Origin of the sequence: Anaerotruncus rubiinfantis, from assembly GCF_900078395.1 — a bacterium.
GTDB lineage: Bacteria > Bacillota > Clostridia > Oscillospirales > Ruminococcaceae > Anaerotruncus > Anaerotruncus rubiinfantis.
This window is the reverse complement of record NZ_FKLA01000009.1, coordinates 1351428-1368925: the sequence shown is the minus strand read 5'-3', so window position 1 is coordinate 1368925 and position 17498 is coordinate 1351428. Positions and strand designations below refer to the sequence as shown.

Below are 17498 nucleotides of genomic sequence, written 5' to 3'. Positions count from 1 at the left end.
CGCGGGCGGCTTTTTTTACTTCAGCATCTTGGCAACCATAAATTTCGGTTTGACGCCGACCGATGTGGATACCGGCTTGCCGTCCTTTACCAGCACCAGGGTTGGGATGCTCATGACGCCGAACTGTTCGGCCAGTTCCGGCTGTTCGTCGATGTTTATCTTGCCGACCTTGACTTCGCCGGAATGTTCTTCAGCGATCTCATCAATGACGGGGGAAAACATCCGGCACGGGCCGCACCAGGGCGCCCAGAAATCGAGCAGCACTGGCTCGGAAGCGTTAAGTACCTCTTGGTTAAAGTTTTCTTTTGTAATAGAAAAAGCAGACATCTTACATGCTCCTTTCAGGATGTGTTTTGTTTACATCCATAGGATACAGCAAAATGCCCGCCTTTTCCGTGACCAAGTCACACAGCGAAAGGAATTTGTCAGCGGAGACTGTCCGCTGCAAGTTGTCGGAGTTTATCGGGGGAAACGATGGTAACCGTACCGCGCGAGAGCGCCACAATTCCTTCGGACTGAAAATATTTCAGCATCCGGGTGACTACTTCGCGCGCGCTGCCCAGATGCCGGGCAGCCATTTCATGGGTGATCCGCAGCTGATTCGTGTCCGCGATTTCGCCTTCCTCCAGCAGAAAAGCCGCCAGCCGGGAATCAAGCCGTTTGTAAAGGACCTGGTCCATCAGCCACATCACGTCGGAAAACCGGGAAGCCATCAGTTCGTTCGTGTAGTTGGCCACCGCGGCGGATTGCTGCATCAGCCGCTGGTAAACCGGTGTGGGGATCAGCCAAAAGCGGCTGTTCTGTGCCGCTTCCACCGTGATATCGAACTGGATGCTGCGCAGCATGCGGGAGGCGGAGAACAGGCAGATATCCCGTTCAAACAGCCGGTAGAGGGTGATTTCACGCCCTTCCTCCGACAGGATGCTGGCGCGGAGCTGTCCGGACTGCACAACAAGCAGACCCACGCAGTCCTCCGATCCATTGTGGATCACGGTTCCCTTTAATACCGATCGTTCGACCGCGTTCTTACGCAGCAATTCCCGCTGATCTTCTGAAAGCTGATCCCAAAACGGGAGGAATGCTCCCAGTGGCATTACAACGCCTCCGTTCCTATTGCCTGCAAATCAATGATTTCCCGGGCAGCCGTCATGGCCGTGGCATTCGCCGCCATGATGTTCGTGACCGTGATGGTCACACAGCGTATCGGGGTCATACTGGAGCCGTCCCGCCAAAAGCGCGGCGGCCTGCTCATCCGCGTTTCCGGCGGCGCCGGGGAAGATGGCGATCCCGGCCTGTGCCAGGGCGGTGCGCGCGCCGCCGCCGATGCCGCCGCAAATGAGCGTGTCGACGTCATGTGCCTTTAGAAAACCCGCCAGGGCCCCATGACCGCTCCCGTTGGTATCCACCACGCGGGCGGAGAGGATTTTCCCGTCCTCTGTGTCATAAATCTTGAACTGTTCGGTATGGCCGAAATGTTGGAACACCTGGCCGTTTTCATAAGTGACTGCAATTTTCATTGGGACAACCTCCATCACATGTTTGATTTCCTTCGCATCGGCTGGCGCACCGCCGTCCGCCGCAGTTTCTGCCGCAGCATTCTCGGGCGCGCGGGCAGAGGATATAATCCCCGCCGGTGATCGTCAGGATTTTGCCGTTGACAAGGGCGTCGGCAAGCTTTTGCCGGGCGGCGTTATAAACTGCCTGCACAGTGGTGCGCGCAACGGCCATCCGAGCGGCGCATTCCTCCTGTGTGCAGCCGAGCAGATCGATGAGCCGGATGGTTTCGTATTCGTCCAGCGTCATTTTGATCCGGCTTTCCGGCTCGGCGGCCGTATCCAGCGGCCCAAACCGTCCGCACTGCGGCAATGCGCAGATCCGGCGGCATTTTTTTGGCCTCGGCATGCGTTCCCTCCTTGTCTGAGCTTGTTGTATTCTATTATACTCCATTATTGACATATGTCAATAATGGATGGATTAGAACTGAAAATCCCAAAGGAGGCACCCGAATTTGCATTTACAGACACGGAAGTCTATTTTTTATACATCGGCCTTTGGACGGCGCGTTTTAAATTAACCGGCCCATGCGGCGAGACTTATGCCGCATGGGCCGGTTTTATTTTTTCTATCTTTCAGTCGTCCATCTCCAGCAGTTTTGCCGCTGAAAGAGAATCGATCGCAAGCACATCGACATAACGCGCCCGCAGGCAGGCATGCAGCACAGGGACCTTGCCCGGATCCGCCACACAGGTCATCACCTGTTCCTTGCCGCGCAGATCGGAGAGCCGGATACCAAACGTCCGGTCGTCAAGCGCCTGGTCACAGAGTTCCCCTTCCTCATTGACAAACCGGCAGCAGATGCTTCCCACCGCATTTTTCTCCCGCAGCTGTGCAATCTCCCGATCACCGATATAATCCGCCCTGTAAAGACAGCAGGTTTCATTCGCCTGCGCGAGCGAAACGATCAGCTTGTTGCAGGAGCAGGCCAAATCGAGCATCTTTTTTACCTTTGCGTCGTGCAGCAGCATGTCGAGAATAATCGAATTATCAAGCATGGCTGGACATGGGAGGGTGTAGGCGTCGGCTGTATGCAGCTTTTGAGAAAGCAGGCTTACGATTTCTCCCGCGTGGCTTCGGGTACTTGTATTGTCCACGCTTCCGGTCACCTGCACCACCGAAGCATTGCCAAGCGCCAGCTCGGGAAAATATTTGGCCATGGTATAAAGGGTATATCCCCAGGAAACGCCAATCCGGTCACCCGGCGCGAGAAATCCGGAAAAGAATGCCGCCGCTTCCTGCGCGGTGATCTGGACGGCAAGCGCCGCGTCCTGCTCTGGCACCGAAATCACCTTGGCCGCCTTCAGCGGAAAACGGGACATCAGACGGTCTTCCAGCAGGCTGCTCCCACCAGCTTCGTCATCGATAAAAATCTTGACGATCCCCTTTTCCCGCGCCTGCGCGAGTACACGCGAAACCTTCGCGCGCGAGATGCCAAAACGTTCCGCAATGTCCGACTGGGTACAATCGTGGTTATAATAGAGCCCCGCCGCCCGTTTGATCAAGTCGATATCGTTCATACGATCCCTCATTCCGCTCCTCATCTGAGCAAAATTTCATATTTGAAATATTTTTATCTTTAAAAAGTATTATAATACAGCTTGTCCGCTCATGCAAGCTTTTTACAGATCAAATACGCGCAAAGACAATTTGATCAATTTTGCACAAATTTTCTATATAATTTTGTTTTTTACGAAAATCGCTTGACTTTTTTCTGAATTTACATTACGATAGAAATAGATTTTGAAATTATTCTCTAAATCGATTAATTGATCATTTTTAGGAGGACATCCGCTATGAACTTTAAAAAAGCCGACATCGCCAAAATGTGCGACCACACCCTGCTCAAAGCTTTTGCAGAGGACGGCCAGATTGAAAAACTTTGCAACGAGGCGAAGGAATACCACTTTGCCTCGGTCTGCGTCAATCCCTGTTATGTGGCGAAAGCCGCCGAGCTGCTCAAAGGCACCGGTGTGAACATCTGTACGGTGATCGGGTTCCCTCTGGGAGCAAATACCCCGGAAACCAAAGCGTTTGAAACAAAGGACGCCATCGCCAAGGGCGCGACCGAGGTCGACATGGTTATCAACGTGGGCGCGCTCAAATCCGGCCGCACCGACGACGTGTATAACGACATCAAGGCGGTGGTGGATGCGGCAAACGGCACGCTGACCAAAGTGATCATCGAAACCTGCTACCTCACCGACGAGGAAAAGGTTGCCGTATGCAAGCTGGCCCAGAAAGCGGGCGCGGACTTTGTGAAAACCTCAACCGGCTTCGGCACTGGCGGCGCGAACGCGCACGACGTGAAGCTGATGAAGGACACGGTGGGCGATACGATGAAGGTCAAAGCCTCCGGCGGTATGCGCACCTACGAGGATGTTGTTCCGGTACTCGAGGCCGGTGCGGACCGTCTCGGCGTGAGCGCAAGCATCGCCATCTGCGAGGGCGCGCCCGAATAAACCGTTCCCCCGCGGCGCGGAAAAAAGTCCGCGCCGTATCAATATTGCGATCTCTCTTCATTCTTCAGCCAAACCCACAAAGAAAAGGGCCTGCGGAAATTCCGCAGGCCCTTTTCTTTGTCCGGCTCCGCCTTCACGTCGCAGGCGCGACGGTCAGTTCCCCTTCCAGGCTGCGCGCAAACAGATCCGAAATCTCCATCGGGCTTTTCCCCTGCCCAAGCGCCCACATCAGCTTGGTGACCGCCGCCTCGGTCGTCATATCGCCGCCTGGGATGACCCCTTTTTCCAGCGCGCGGCGGCCGACCTCGTAGGTACTCATGTCGCTGCGTTCATAAAGGCACTGGCTGCACACCACAACCGCCACGCCTCCCTGTACCAGCCCTTCAAGCGCTGAAACCAGGTCGCGCCGGATAAAATGCAGCCCGCCGGAACCGAACGCCTCGATAACCACGCCACGGCATCCGAGCTTCGCCAGCGCCGCGAAAAGCGCCGGGTCCACGCCGGGGATCAGTTTTACAAGCGCAACGCGGTTGTCCAGCCGGTCGCGCAGGACACATCCAACCGAACGGCGGGATGGAAGAAGCTCTCTGCGGACGAGCAGACCGTCCGCGCTGACCTGTGCGACCGGCGGCAGATTGACACTCTCAAACGCGTCAAAATCGGAGGTGCGAACCTTAACCGCCCGGCAGCCGAGCAGCACCTTGCGAAAAAACGCGACAAAAATCCCCGGTTCACCCGAAGCCGCCATCGCAAAAGCTGTGCGCAGGTTTTCCGGCGCGTCGCTCAGCGGATGCCCGATCGGAAGCTGGCTGCCGGTAAAGACGACCGGCAGATCGATCCCCGGCAGCATAAAAGTGAGCACCGAGGCGGTATAAGCCATCGTGTCGGTGCCGTGGGTGATCACCACTCCATCGTATCCCTCCCGCATCGTGTAGACGCTGCGGGCGATCAGCTGCCATTCCTCTGGCTGGATATTCGAGGAATCCAGCGTCAGGATATCGCGCACCGTCACCTCATAGGGCAGCGGGCCCAGATGTTCCAGTAGCTGCGCGCCGGTTTCTTCCGGACGCAATCCCCGCTCGGACGCGCCGGATGCAATCGTGCCGCCGGTTGCCAAAAGCAAAATCCGTTTTTTCTCGCCGGACAAAGGCTTCATCTCCTCAAAGGTTTTGTTCGGATGTACAGAGCAGGGGCCGGACCAGCCGGTCCGGCCCTCAAAACAGTTTTATTTTATTCCCACCGGGCAAGCCAGTCAAGCGCGGTCTGAGCCATCAGCGCGGAACCGAGATACAGCTCGCTGTCGTCGATCGCGAAGCGCGGGTTGTGGTTGGCATAAGTTTCGCCTTCCCGGGGCGGTGTGGAAAACACCCAGTAGCAGCCCGGGCAGTGCTGCAGAAAGACCGACATATCCTCACTGCCCATAAGCGGTTTTTCCAGCCGGTCCACGCGCTCCTCCCCAAGCAGCCGCCGTGCGGACTGCTCCGCGAAAGCGGTCAGCTCCGGATCGTTCATCGTGACCGGATAGCCGCGTTCGTACACGATCTCACAGGAAGCACGCATCGTTCTGGCGATACCTTCGCACATCTCCCGGATCCGCTTCTCAAGTTGAATGCGGATCCCTTCGTTCAGGCAGCGAACCGCTCCCTCGAGCACAACCTCGTCCGGGATGATGTTGTAGACCTCGCCGCCGTGGATCGATCCGATGGTCAGCACCGCCTGATCGGTACCATTGATTTCACGGCTGACGAGCGTTTGCAGCGCCGTGATAAGATAAGCGCTCACCGCGACCGGGTCAACCCCCTGCGCGGGCGCGGAACCGTGGCAGCCACGGCCGCGCACCGTAATTGTGAAGCTGTCGCGCGAAGCCATGAACGCGCCCGGATAGAATCCAAAATGACCGCCAGACAGCTCGGTCGCCATCACGCCCGCATGCTGGCCGAACACCGCGTCCACACGCGGGTTCTCAAGCGCCCCTTCGTCTATCATGCGCTGCGCGCCGCCGGAACATTCTTCACCGGGCTGAAAAATCAGCTTCACACTACCAGAAAAACATGCCCGGTTGCGCATGAGCAGTTCTGCGGCGCCCAACAGCATCGCCGCATGCGCATCATGCGCGCAGGCGTGCATCCGCTCGTTTTGTGAAGCAAACGGAATTTCCGCCTTCTCCGCGATGGGCAGCGCGTCCATATCGGCGCGCAGGGCCACGGTTCGGCCCGGCCCCGATCTTCCTTCGATCAGCGCGACGATGCCGGAATGCGCCTCGGATATCCGGTACGGGATGCCCAGCTCTTCCAGCCGCGCACATACATATGCCGCTGTCTGCGGCAGATCGAGATCCAATTCCGGTATCCGGTGCAGGTCCCTGCGCCAGCCGGTGATTTGATCCGCCAGGCATTTTGCCTGGCAAAGCATTGATTCCATTGTTTTCCTCCAGCTCACACCGCCAGAAGCGCGCGGATATTTTCTGAAAAGATCTTATCCTTCTGCATCTGCGGGATCTGTGCCGCTTCGACACGCGCAATTTCAAGCGAGATATCCATATAGGGCGCGCAGGAACCGAACACTACGTTTTCTTCGCCGGCTGACGCGATCAGCAGCTCAATGAAGTCCCGGCGATAGACGCCGGACAGGTCAAATTTGAGGTTTTTCGCGGACTTGGCGGCATAGACCGCATCGTCGAAGCTCAGCCCGCTGATGTCAAGCTGCCCGCCATGGGTGGCGATAAAGGTGACCTGCGGAAATTTCATCGCAAGCTCCCACAGCTGCAACGGCTCAGATACGCAGGGATACCCGGTAGAAACGTAAACCGGCAGGCCATGCCGTCCACAGGCCTCCACCGCAGGGTATACCTTCGGATCGCTGATGATAAAGTTGTCCTCCCACGGATGCAGGTGCAGGCCCCTGAGCCCATAGGAGACAAGCGCGTCCACCTGCTGTGGTGCAGACTTTTCAAGCGGATTTACCCGGCCGAAGCCGATGAGCTCCGGATGGGCTTTCTGCACTTCGGAAATGTACCGGTTCGCCCTGTCGTAGTTGTAGTCACAGGGTTTGAACGGGCGCACGACCGCCCGTTCCACGCCGTTTTGTTTCATCTGCGCGAGCAGCTCCTCCGGCGAAACCGAATTGCCATAGAGCGAATCGCCCACAAATGCACATGCGTCAAATTTCATACGGCATGCCCCCTTATCGTCTTCAGCCCGAGAAGCCGGACGGCATTTTTATAGAGGATCTTGGCTTCGGTCTCCGGGTCGAAGTGCAAATCCAGCACCTTTCGCAGGTCGGAAACCGGATCGCCCGCCGGGTTGTCGGTCGCGAAGAGCACCCGGTCGGCGCCAAGCTCCTCTACCGCCCTGCGTACAATCGCGGGATACGGGGTCGAGGAGGTGTCGAGGCAGACATTCGGGCAGGCTTTCGCCATACGGATCGACTCCTCTCCGTGGAAGAACCCGCCCATGTGGCAGATGATCTGCGTCTCCGGACAGAGCCCGGCGCCCAGCCCGATCTGCCAGGGCTGGGCCGCCACCTTGTCGCCGCAGTGGATAAATACCGGCAGGCCAAGTTCGGCTGCCTTTTTCATCACTGCCACGCAGAAGGGATTGTATGGTTTTAACAGATTGGAGATCGGGTGCAGCTTGAACCCTGTAATCTCAGGGTATTTCGCCGCCTCTTCCATTGCGGAAAGCGCCGCGTCCCCGCCGCTGGGATTGACCCGCAAAAAACCGGTCAGGCGTTCGGGGAAACGCCCCACAAAATCCAGCAGGTTTGAAAGCGCCTTCGGATATCCTGGCGCTTCGCCGTAAGTGGTAATACAGGTCAGATCGATCCCGGCGCGGTCCATAAGGTCAACCACGCGTTCTGGCGGATCGATCCATCCGAACGTTTCATATTCGTCCGCATGCCCGTGGAAATCAATGATCATGCCGCCTCAGCTCCCTTCCCTCATTGCGTCGGAATGTTTCTTCCGCTGCTTGGCGGAAAAGACAAAGCATAGGATGAAGATACCCACCGCCACCAGCATAAAAATGATGCTGGCGCTTGTAAACATCCGGGAAGTGAAGGCGGCTTCCGCCGTCTGTCCGCTCGCCGCGTCCTTCACGACGATTTTATAATCGCCCATCAGATCGATTGTATAGGTTTCAAAGCATTCGTTCGCGCTGTTCCAGCGCTCCTGGCGCGGGCTTACGTCAACCGTGGCGCCGTTGGGCTTGGTGATTTGAATGCTGACATCCTGGGGATCTATCTGCTGCTCTGAGGAAACCGCGATGACTACCAGCTCGCCGGTGGAATACGCGTCCTTGACCTGCACATCCAGCGCTGCCGCGCTACAGCAAAGCAGGGAGGAAATCAGGAAGATGACCGCGAGCTGAAAGATCCTTTTTTTCACTGCAAACACCCTTTCTTTCACGCCAGTCATTCGGCGGCCTGCGGTTCTTCGGCCTCTTCGCGGATAACCGCGGGCGATTCCATCACATAGCCGGCAGCCATTTCCGCCTGCGGGAACTTCGGCAGTACCCAGAAACGGTAAAGAACATAATAAATGACCGCACTGCTGACGATACCTACGATCGTGCTGAAATCGAGCCGGATGATCGAAAGCAGAAATCCCGCTACCAGCGCGAAGATGCCCGCCTGGTTGACGCCTTTTCCATAGGAATATTGCCCACCGGGCTCATAGAGCGCGCGCATGTTATATTTCTGCTTGCGCAGGAAGATGAAGTCGGTGATCATAATACCGGAAAGCGGCCCGAGCAGCGCGCCATAGACATTCATAAAGGAATAGAATCCATTCGAGGTGGTCAAAAACCACGGCAGAACAAACAGCGACAGGCAGCCAGTAAACACCGAGGTGAACCACCAGGGGAATTTGAAAATGTGCTCCCAGATCATATTTGCGGGCATGATGTTCGCAAACATGTTGGTGGAGAACTGGCCCAGGATGATAAACGCCATCGCAATGATGACAATGAAGAAGTTCGGGACGTATTTTACGAACAGGTCGACCGGGCTCCAGATACCGGACATCGCGTAGACCACCATGCCAAGACCGCTCAGGACCAGGACGGTCGGGATGAGTCCGCAGGCATAGGAGGCGACATACTTCGGCACCGAGGAGTTGTCAACGTGGCGGATGTAGTCGGAGGAATTCACCACGACGGTAATCCCCATGCTGACGTTTGCAGTGACCACCCCCCAAAAGGGCAGCCCCCATGACCCGCCGCTGGATGCGACCGAGGAGATGTTCTCGACGCCGAACAGATAGAATACGTACACGCCCATGATGAGGATCACCACGAACAGGGCGATAGCCGCATAGGCGGTGAAGTTGAGGATACTCTTGACGCCGAGCATCGAAAGGACAACCTGCGCGAAATGGAACACGAAAAACCAGACCCAGATGTTGTCGTATCCAAACAGGATCACAGAGAACATATTGAGGCCCAGCGCGCCCAAAAAGGAATTGTATCCTGTCCACAGGATCGCGGGAATCGCACGGATTGCGGAGACATAGCTTGCGGCTTTGTCCCCGAAACAGGGACGCATCTGCACGATCATCGGGATGCCGAAATGAAATCCCGGCAGTCCGTTCGCGGAGAGCAAAACCACATTAATCAGCATCGCGATTGTGAGTGCAATCATCGCCTGCACCATGTTCAGCCCGGCCGCAATCGCGCCGGAACCGGTCATAAACGCGAAGATTGCAATCAGGTCCGAGGCCCAGGAAAAGGTGAACTTGGGGTAGGACATCGTCTTTTCGGCATCCAGGACGGGGGCCAAGGATGCTTCTACCTTTGCCATACGATCAACTCCTTTACACGGTATCAGATTTTTTGCTTTCACCCGGTTCATACGGGCAAATGCCGCCATCCGGCTGCTCCGCCTGTCGTTCCCTCCTTCCATTTTTGCAGGAATTCACGCCGCTTTATTCATATTATTTATTTAGCCGGCGTTTAATAAGTTGTTAATCATATAATAACACTTGCGTAATAAACAGTGTTAAGCTAAAATAGTTATAGGGGTATAGCTATTTTATACATTCGGAGGAAATCCGCATGAAACTTGAGCATCTGCGTTACGTCATCACAACTGTGGAACAGGGTTCCATCTCCAAGGCTGCGCAGTCCCTGTTCCTCACCCAGCCACATCTGAGCAAAATTATCCGGGAAGTTGAAAATGAAATCCGCTACCCGATCTTCCTGCGCCAGAGCGACGGCATCGCCCTCACCCAGAAAGGCGCGCAGTTTCTTCTGCATGCGCGGCGGATGCTCAATGAAGCTGACAGCATGTTCGCGCTTAGCCATGAGCCGGAACAGACCCATCATTTCAGCATCTCCACGGTACGCACCTCTCTGGTGCTCGATTGTTTCCTGCAGCTTTTGCAGGAGCATCAGGACGACCCATACCTCCAGTTTTCCATCTGCGAAAATGGGAACAACACCGCCATCGACGATGTTTACACCCAGAATGCTGAGCTCGGCATCGTTTACCTGCTTGCCGCCGAACGAAAAAACATGTTCGACCGGCTTTCCCGCCGCGGGATCTCTTACCACCGTATCTGTCCGCTGCCGCATCAGATCATTATCTCCTGCGAACACCCGCTTCTGGAACTCGGCCGACCGGTCACCCGGGAGGATCTCTATCCCTACGGGATGCTCCGCTACGGCCGCGGCATGGTATTTGGCAGCGAAAATGCCGATTCCATCTGGTACAATTCCTTCCTCGATCTCAACCGCATCGGCCGGACTGTCTATGTCTATGACCGCGCCACCATGCACAACCTTCTGACCGCTACCGACTTTTTCACGCTTGGCACGAGCCCGGCCATCTATCAGGAAAGTCTGCACAAAATCGTTTCGATCCCCTTTACCGAGTCCTCCGTCAACCAGGAAGCCATTGTTGAAATGGGTTACATCCATCTTGACGGCACGCCCTATACAGAAGTCTGCTCCCGCTTTATCGAGCTGCTGAATGAGGCTTACGCCCCAGGCGGTTCCCGGGAGCCCATCCATAACGGTTAACAAATCCCCCAGGCAGGAATCTCTGCCCGGGGGATTTGTTACGTTTTTACAATATGTGGTTTTGTTCTCTATATACCGCTAACATCTGATCTACAATTTTTGTTACATGAGCGGCAGTATACAATGTGCTGGGGCATTTCGACTTACCCAACAGATCGTCCACCACCAATTGAATCATCGGCTGCTGCACATGGTCATATTTTTGTACTTGAACGATTTTAGTTTCCCCACCTACAGTCACAGCAAAGGGTTCATTGTCAAAAACAGAAAATGAAATCATCCCTTTGTCCCCAACGATTTCGGTCCGTTCCTCATTTCGAAATCCAGAAAAGCACCAAGTCGCGCTCCCCTGCGGACCCGAATCAAATTGAAAACAGGCGGAAACAATGTCCTCCACATCGTACAGTCCCGCCTGATTCGATGCTATCGTGAATACATTTTGAAAATTGCCTATTAAATATTCCAAAATGTCCACGCAATGAACTGACATATCCAAGAATTTCCCACCGCCGGCTTCTTTTCTTAACCGCCAAGGCAGGGTATCCCTACAATATTCCTCCACTTCTGGAACCCATTGGCAGAATACATTGACAAAACGGACGTTTCCGATGATCCCATCCTCCAAAATTGCTTTGATTTTCTGAAATTTATCCATTGCCCTGCGGTAAAAAGCTGTGTATCCCTTTACCTCAGCCTTTTCGAATTCTCGTATAATTTCCAAGCACTCGGAATAAGTATTGGCCAACGGTTTCTCAATATAGGCCGCTTTTCCGGCTTTTGCACACTGAACTGCATATTCCTTATGAAATCGCGGTGGAGTCGCTACATATACCGCATCAATATTGGGATCTGCCAGCAATTCATCCGCCGTACGATAAACGACTTTTACCGGATGCTTTTCTGCATACGCTAAAGATTCGGCATAGTCCGCACTGGTAACGGCATATAAACTGGAGCCCCGCGCTTTATAGAAAGCGGGGCCGCTCTTTTTTTGCGCAACCGCTCCGCATCCAATCATTCCCCATCTGATTTGATCCTTCATACTTCCTCCCGCTAAAAATGACTTCTCTAAGGCGTACTTTTACGAAAAACAATATCGGCGCTGATAATCGTCTTCTTGGGTACCTTGCGCCCCTCAAGCGCATCGCGCAATATTCTGGCCGCAGTGGCGCCTACCGCTTCCTGATTATTGTTGACAGAGGTCAACATGGGCAAAGAAAGCTCAGCATATTTAGAATTATTACACCCAATTACCGCTATATCATCCGGAATCTTCTTTCCGATCCTGGACAGCTCATTCATGATCGTCACTGCTGTTATATCCTCTCCGCAGATAATTGCATTGGTATCCGGCATAAGTTCCAGTATTTTGTGACAAGCCCTCTTGCATTCTTCAATATTATGATCTGTCTTTACGATTAGTTTCCGATCGGATAAGGACAGACTCTCGATTGCTTTGAGATAGCCTTTCTTTTTTTCCAAAATACTGTTTGTGGTGTCGTCCATGACAAATGCAATTTTATCCCGCTTCTTTTCATATAGCAGCGTTACGCATTTTTCTACCGCCGAACATTCGTCCGTTATAATACTGTACACGTTGTCCAATTCTATATAGCCGTTTGTGATTACAATAGAAATGTTCGGCATGTACTGTTGGATTAATTTTTCCACTGTGTGGCTCTGGAAAACAGACCCAACCAAAATGATTCCATCCACTTTTCGCTCGGCCATCATATTAAAATAATGCTCCTGCCGCTTTGGATCCTTTCCTGTGCTGCACAAAATACATCCATATCCCCAACGAGTAAGCTCCTGCTCAATGGTATAGGCGGTATTCGCGTGATGTTCGCTGCGAATATCCGGCGTAATAATCCCAACCATCTTTAAGGTGGTGCTGTTGACAAGCCCTCTGGCAATTACACTTGGAACATAATTGCTTCTATCAAGCACCTGTTGAACCTTTTCTCTCGTCTTAGGCTTAATTCCAGGGTGATTGTTAATCACCCTGGACACCGTAGAAATAGAAACATTCGCTTCACGCGCAATATCGTAAATTGTCATCTAGATCACTCTTTTGTTAATATTTGTGTCGTATTTAACCGGCATTAAAAAGGGCGAGGCGAAACGGTTCCCTTAACGGGAAAATCACAGCGCTTCAAAATCCTTTCGGGATTTTGCGAGATCGACGTATACTCGCTTTCAACACATTTTATTATAAAAAAAATCTTCCATATTGGCAACATGATTCAATATTTATCAAGTCTTTTCCTCTTGGTATTTTGAAATGCCCATCATTTCCACCATTAGATCTGCTATAAATTATAACACCAATTAAAAACATATAAAATATTTAGTGAAATATGGTTAGGTCAGACACCGCATTGCGCACCGCAGTTTGAACGCAGCGCGCAACGCGGCGTCTAAATCTTTCAATACCAGATTTCTTGCCCTTTGATCAGCCCTCGCTGCCAGCTCGCCAATTGCCAATCAGCTCAGTTGTCCGCAGCGCCCGATCATATACCCGCAGTTTCTTGATCTTCTTTCCGATCACTGCCGTTTCACCGCCACGCGCACTTTCCAAATAAGGACTGAAGCGCCCCCATCCAAACTGACGCGCATCTCCGCCGTCATTAAACCTTCCATCGCTTACAAATGAAATGACATTGGGGCCGCCATCAACAACGACGCCAATATGGTGCGGCCCTGCTTGCGCAAGGATATGATCGTCACTGGACCACGTATTTTCAGTCATATCGTCCCGCAGTACGATCGTTACCCCTCCCCGCTCATTTGTGAAAATACAAGTACCCCTGCCATCCGTCGTCCGGTTGTCAAACAACATCTCACCACTACCAGTATTCTCCACCCAAAAATCAATGGTAAATCCCTGACGCGTTCTTTGGCTGCGATAATCTGAATACTTTTCATTCAACCGTGCAAAATCCGGAAGAATTGGGGCTTTCAGAACCTCATCACCTGAAGATTCTAAAATTAAGCCACGCTTCGTGACCTCGCAAACATTAAATTGATTCCACATATCCTCAAGGAACGTTTTATCGATATGATGAATACGAGCAATATCCTTGTTCGTTTCCGTCAAGTAGTACTCCCCATCGTCTTCCAAAAGGTCAGGATAAGAAATCCGTACAATTGGATCGTCCGTATATAAAACAATTTCCGGCTGAGACCACTCCAACTCAATTTTACCCTCATGCTCAACTTCGCGACCGGCAAGAAGCCAGACCGGATTGCGGTCCTCAAAGGAATAATGACTGTTTTTTCCAATCCTATCCAAAAATCCCGCCCCACCGTGGTTATGGAACCAATATAGATATCTTCCGTCCGAAGTCTTCCATGCAAAATTTGCCGCACGCGGACATTTCACACGTTTGCCATCTGCATAAGACATCCAAACAGGCTCGGTCCAAGTATAACCGCCGTCATCGCTATACGATATCGCGGGCCAGCCGTCAATGGTTCTATAGACACAATGAATTCGGCCATTGGAAGTGGAAAGGAAACTATGCTCTTCCGCGATAGGCGCGGCCCCATCGGGTGCCCGAAGACCTATATCGCCATCCGGCAGCGTCTCCCACACAATTTTATCGGCATCGCGCTCTGTCATGATGTTGGACGATTTGAACAAAACGCCCTCGCTGCGTGAAAAGAGCCCTTCCCCAAAGCTGCCGACCTTCGTGAATGGAACAAACGCGGTGTCTCCCATGACCAGCGGAATCGCGGAATTCATGCCAAAGAGGATCTTTCCCCCCGTCGGATTTTCCCTGTCAATCGCAAACTGGCGCATCGGTATCGCATAACGTTTGACCGACCAGGTCCTACCGTTATCGTCGCTGTAACGGTAGCAAAATTCCCCCAATGAATCGACACGGCGGCACATTCCGGAATCATATGGCGGATTGTCGCCGGGAATCTCCCTGACATCTATATTATTATAAATATAAAAAGCATAAATTCTTCCGAACGCAGTTTTCAGCAGAACCGCTTTTGATCCTTCCGGACCGTCCGCAGGCTCTATATCAATGGGTTCTTCCCAAGTTTTTCCCTGATCTGTCGAACGGCGAATGGTGGTCCGTTGGCTGTTATCGGCTTCCTGTCCATCGCCGATACTTAAGGAGCATACCCATGAACCGTCATTCGCTTTAATAATAAAAGGTTCATCAACATAATGGTTTCCGGCATGAATTACCTTTCCATTTTCCAGCATCCTCCAGTCAGTCAGAACCGGAGTTGGTTCGGTCTCAAAAGAAGCTAAGAAACCATCCATGAATACCTTGTGCGGCCTGTTTCCATCTCTAATTTGGGGCACTTCATTAACATTTTTATACTGGGCCATTTCCATTCCTCCTTGAATAATACATATAATAAGTTATTTCTGTTTTATGCAGCACCATAAACCAGATTCGGCAGCCACAACACCATATCCGGGAAGAAAATCATAAGTGCTATGACCACAAATATCATGCCAAAAAACGGCATTGATTCCTTTACATATTCTTCCACCGGACATTTCAGGATATCGCACACCGAAAACATCGCCGTTCCTACCGGAGGAGTCATTGCGCCAATGATGACCGTCAGTTCGAAAATCAATCCAAAATGGACCGGGTCAACCCCCATATTCATGACAATCGGCAGCATGATCGGGGTAAAAAGCATCGTGTTCACCGTGCTTTCCATGAACATGCCCATGATGAACAGGAACAGTGTCAGAACAATCATCATCAGGTATTTGCTTTCTGTCAATTTCGTTAACGCCGTCGCAAGGATCTGCGGAAGTCCGCTGTAGGTAGACGCATAGCCAAATATAGCCGCAACAGCCGTGATAAATAAAACCACGGAACAATCCTTCATGGCATCCTTCATAACCTTAACCAGGGACTCCCGGGTAAGTTCTTTATAAATGAACTTGCCAACAAACAGAGCATAAACAACCGCAAACGCACCAGCTTCCGATGCGGTAAACACACCAAAACGAATTCCAACGATCAGCAGAACCGGAAACAACATCGCCCAAATGCATTCCCACAGGCTTGCGCCGATTTCTTTAAGCGGAGGCATTTTCTCGCTTTCTCTCGCATAATTCCGTTTTCTGGCAATCAAATACGACGGAATCAAAAGGGCAATTGTCATCAAAATGCCCGGCACGATCCCACCGACAAACAGGCGGCCGATGGAAACGTTGCCTATTGCCCCGAAAATGATCAGCCCAACGCTGGGAGGAATCGTAGCCGTGATCGTGGAACTAAGCGCAACCACTGCGGCGGAATAGCCTTTGGAATATCCTCTCTTCAGCATGGATGGGCCTAAAATTCGCGCTTCCATCGTAGCGTCCGCCACCGCAGAGCCGGATATACCACCCATGACAGCGCTGAGCAGACAGCTCACACAGGCCAGACCGCCAAACAGATGGCCAATACACTTCATTGAAAATTTGACAAGTCTGTCTGTGATGCCGGACGCATTCATCAAACTCCCGCATAGAATAAAAAATGGTATCGCCAGCATGGTAAACCCCTGTGTAGTCGATACCATGCGCTGAACAGCAATGGGAATTGTAAGATCCGGGACCATAATGTAATAGCTTAAGGAGGCGATACCAATGGCATAAACCAATGGCATTTTGATAATCAACAAAGCTAAAAACAGGATGACTACAACCCACATCATTTACCCTGCGCCTCCCTTTCTTGTTCCGTATCCACATCTGTATCAAGGATCTCTTGCTGACCTCGAATTTTTCGGATAATTCGGAAGATAGTGGTCAACAGCATCGCATAGCCGAAAATAGCAACGCTGATGGTAATCCAAGAATAACTGATCGGCAGCACGTTCAATCGACGCTCATAATTTTGGATTGCCAAAACAACGGCATAAGTGCTGATATATCCTAAAAATACAGCGGTCAAGATCAGACTGATATAGTCACAGACTATCTGAATCTTTTTAGGAAATCGATTATAAAAAATGTCCACCGATACATGTCCATTTCTGCGCCAAGTGGCCGATGCCGCAGCAAAAGTAAACCAGGTAAAAAGCAGCTGAGCAACCTCAACCGACCATGGATTTGGCCGCCCAACGGCACGTGCAACCGCTGACAAAAAGACCAGAATTACCATGATACTTAATAAAACCATGCTGAATCGATCTTCAAACGTTTTCCATAAATCTATCAATTTACGCAAATGAACTCCTCCTATATCCAATCTAAATTGAGGGCATCAGGAAAAGTGTTCGGAAAGTCCGGAACTCCCAGTCAAATGAGGATCTCTAGCAAAGGCGGCAGGAGGAGTCTGTTCTCAACAGAGGCTTTGCTTTCTTGTTCAGCTAACGAATAAAGAAATCTTACTTTCCCATCTGGCCTTGGTAGCGGCCTTGCCATCCACCTGTCTCACGAATACACAAAAATAGATCCCATCGCAATCATCGCTATATCGCCCGACTGCCA

The 17498-nt window shown here is 52.2% G+C and carries 18 protein-coding genes; 2 read left to right on the top strand and 16 right to left on the bottom strand.

Going from position 1 to position 17498, the window contains the following annotated elements; translation table 11 throughout:
* Window positions 1-15: 15 nt before the first annotated feature.
* The 5 genes from trxA to BN4275_RS12045 form a co-directional block, all read right to left on the bottom strand.
* The gene (gene trxA, locus BN4275_RS12065; protein WP_066458632.1) at window positions 16-327 is read right to left on the bottom strand and encodes a thioredoxin; all 312 of its coding nucleotides are present in this window, start codon (window positions 325-327) and stop codon (window positions 16-18) included.
* Between the two features lie 98 nt (window positions 328-425).
* Window positions 426-1094, bottom strand: coding sequence for a Crp/Fnr family transcriptional regulator (locus tag BN4275_RS12060; RefSeq protein WP_066458629.1), 669 nt, complete (start codon window positions 1092-1094; stop codon window positions 426-428).
* Between the two features lie 30 nt (window positions 1095-1124).
* Window positions 1125-1517 (bottom strand): NifB/NifX family molybdenum-iron cluster-binding protein, encoded by a 393-nt coding sequence (locus BN4275_RS12055; protein ID WP_066458622.1) that lies wholly within the window; start codon window positions 1515-1517, stop codon window positions 1125-1127.
* A complete protein-coding gene (locus BN4275_RS12050; RefSeq protein ID WP_066458621.1) occupies window positions 1495-1902 on the bottom strand; it encodes a DUF134 domain-containing protein in 408 nt (135 codons plus the stop codon). Before BN4275_RS12050 ends, BN4275_RS12055 begins: the two co-directional genes overlap by 23 nt.
* Before the next feature lie 227 nt (window positions 1903-2129).
* Window positions 2130-3074 carry a sugar-binding transcriptional regulator gene (locus BN4275_RS12045; RefSeq protein ID WP_066458618.1) on the bottom strand — a complete coding sequence of 315 codons (945 nt, stop codon included), beginning with the start codon at window positions 3072-3074 and terminating at the stop codon, window positions 2130-2132.
* Between the two features lie 276 nt (window positions 3075-3350).
* Between BN4275_RS12045 and deoC the strand changes: the two genes are divergently transcribed.
* Complete coding sequence (gene deoC / locus BN4275_RS12040) at window positions 3351-4016, top strand: deoxyribose-phosphate aldolase (protein WP_066458616.1); 666 nt, start codon at window positions 3351-3353, stop codon at window positions 4014-4016.
* Between the two features lie 133 nt (window positions 4017-4149).
* Here the strand turns inward: deoC and BN4275_RS12035 are convergent, their stop codons facing one another.
* From BN4275_RS12035 to BN4275_RS12010, 6 genes are all read right to left on the bottom strand, one after another.
* Window positions 4150-5163 (bottom strand): asparaginase, encoded by a 1014-nt coding sequence (locus BN4275_RS12035; protein ID WP_242863657.1) that lies wholly within the window; start codon window positions 5161-5163, stop codon window positions 4150-4152.
* Between the two features lie 83 nt (window positions 5164-5246).
* A complete protein-coding gene (locus BN4275_RS12030; protein WP_066458610.1) occupies window positions 5247-6437 on the bottom strand; it encodes a M20 metallopeptidase family protein in 1191 nt (396 codons plus the stop codon).
* A 14-nt stretch (window positions 6438-6451) separates the two neighbouring features.
* A complete protein-coding gene (locus BN4275_RS12025) occupies window positions 6452-7186 on the bottom strand; it encodes an amidohydrolase family protein (protein ID WP_066458607.1) in 735 nt (244 codons plus the stop codon).
* Window positions 7183-7935 (bottom strand): amidohydrolase family protein, encoded by a 753-nt coding sequence (locus tag BN4275_RS12020; protein WP_066458599.1) that lies wholly within the window; start codon window positions 7933-7935, stop codon window positions 7183-7185. The genes BN4275_RS12025 and BN4275_RS12020 overlap by 4 nt, the downstream gene beginning before the upstream one ends.
* A 6-nt stretch (window positions 7936-7941) precedes the next feature.
* Window positions 7942-8400: a hypothetical protein gene (locus BN4275_RS12015; RefSeq protein ID WP_161940205.1), complete on the bottom strand. Its 459-nt coding sequence runs from the start codon at window positions 8398-8400 to the stop codon at window positions 7942-7944.
* A gap of 26 nt (window positions 8401-8426) precedes the next feature.
* Window positions 8427-9812, bottom strand: a complete 1386-nt coding sequence (locus tag BN4275_RS12010) for a cytosine permease (protein ID WP_158572822.1) — start codon at window positions 9810-9812, stop codon at window positions 8427-8429.
* Window positions 9813-10066: 254 nt separating this feature from the next.
* On the opposite strand from BN4275_RS12010, the gene BN4275_RS12005 reads away from it, so the two are divergent.
* Entirely contained in the window at window positions 10067-11032 is a 966-nt protein-coding gene (locus BN4275_RS12005; RefSeq protein WP_066458590.1) for a LysR family transcriptional regulator, read from the top strand.
* Between the two features lie 46 nt (window positions 11033-11078).
* Here the strand turns inward: BN4275_RS12005 and BN4275_RS12000 are convergent, their stop codons facing one another.
* The 5 genes from BN4275_RS12000 to BN4275_RS11980 form a co-directional block, all read right to left on the bottom strand.
* Window positions 11079-12074, bottom strand: a complete 996-nt coding sequence (locus BN4275_RS12000) for a Gfo/Idh/MocA family protein (protein WP_066458587.1) — start codon at window positions 12072-12074, stop codon at window positions 11079-11081.
* 26 nt (window positions 12075-12100) lie between these two features.
* Window positions 12101-13093, bottom strand: coding sequence for a LacI family DNA-binding transcriptional regulator (locus tag BN4275_RS11995; protein WP_066458584.1), 993 nt, complete (start codon window positions 13091-13093; stop codon window positions 12101-12103).
* A 394-nt stretch (window positions 13094-13487) separates the two neighbouring features.
* Complete coding sequence (locus BN4275_RS11990; RefSeq protein ID WP_066458581.1) at window positions 13488-15386, bottom strand: sialidase family protein; 1899 nt, start codon at window positions 15384-15386, stop codon at window positions 13488-13490.
* A 44-nt stretch (window positions 15387-15430) separates the two neighbouring features.
* Window positions 15431-16720 (bottom strand): TRAP transporter large permease, encoded by a 1290-nt coding sequence (locus BN4275_RS11985; protein WP_341423444.1) that lies wholly within the window; start codon window positions 16718-16720, stop codon window positions 15431-15433.
* Window positions 16717-17235 carry a TRAP transporter small permease gene (locus BN4275_RS11980; RefSeq protein WP_066458578.1) on the bottom strand — a complete coding sequence of 173 codons (519 nt, stop codon included), beginning with the start codon at window positions 17233-17235 and terminating at the stop codon, window positions 16717-16719. The genes BN4275_RS11985 and BN4275_RS11980 overlap by 4 nt, the downstream gene beginning before the upstream one ends.
* Window positions 17236-17498: the final 263 nt, after the last annotated feature.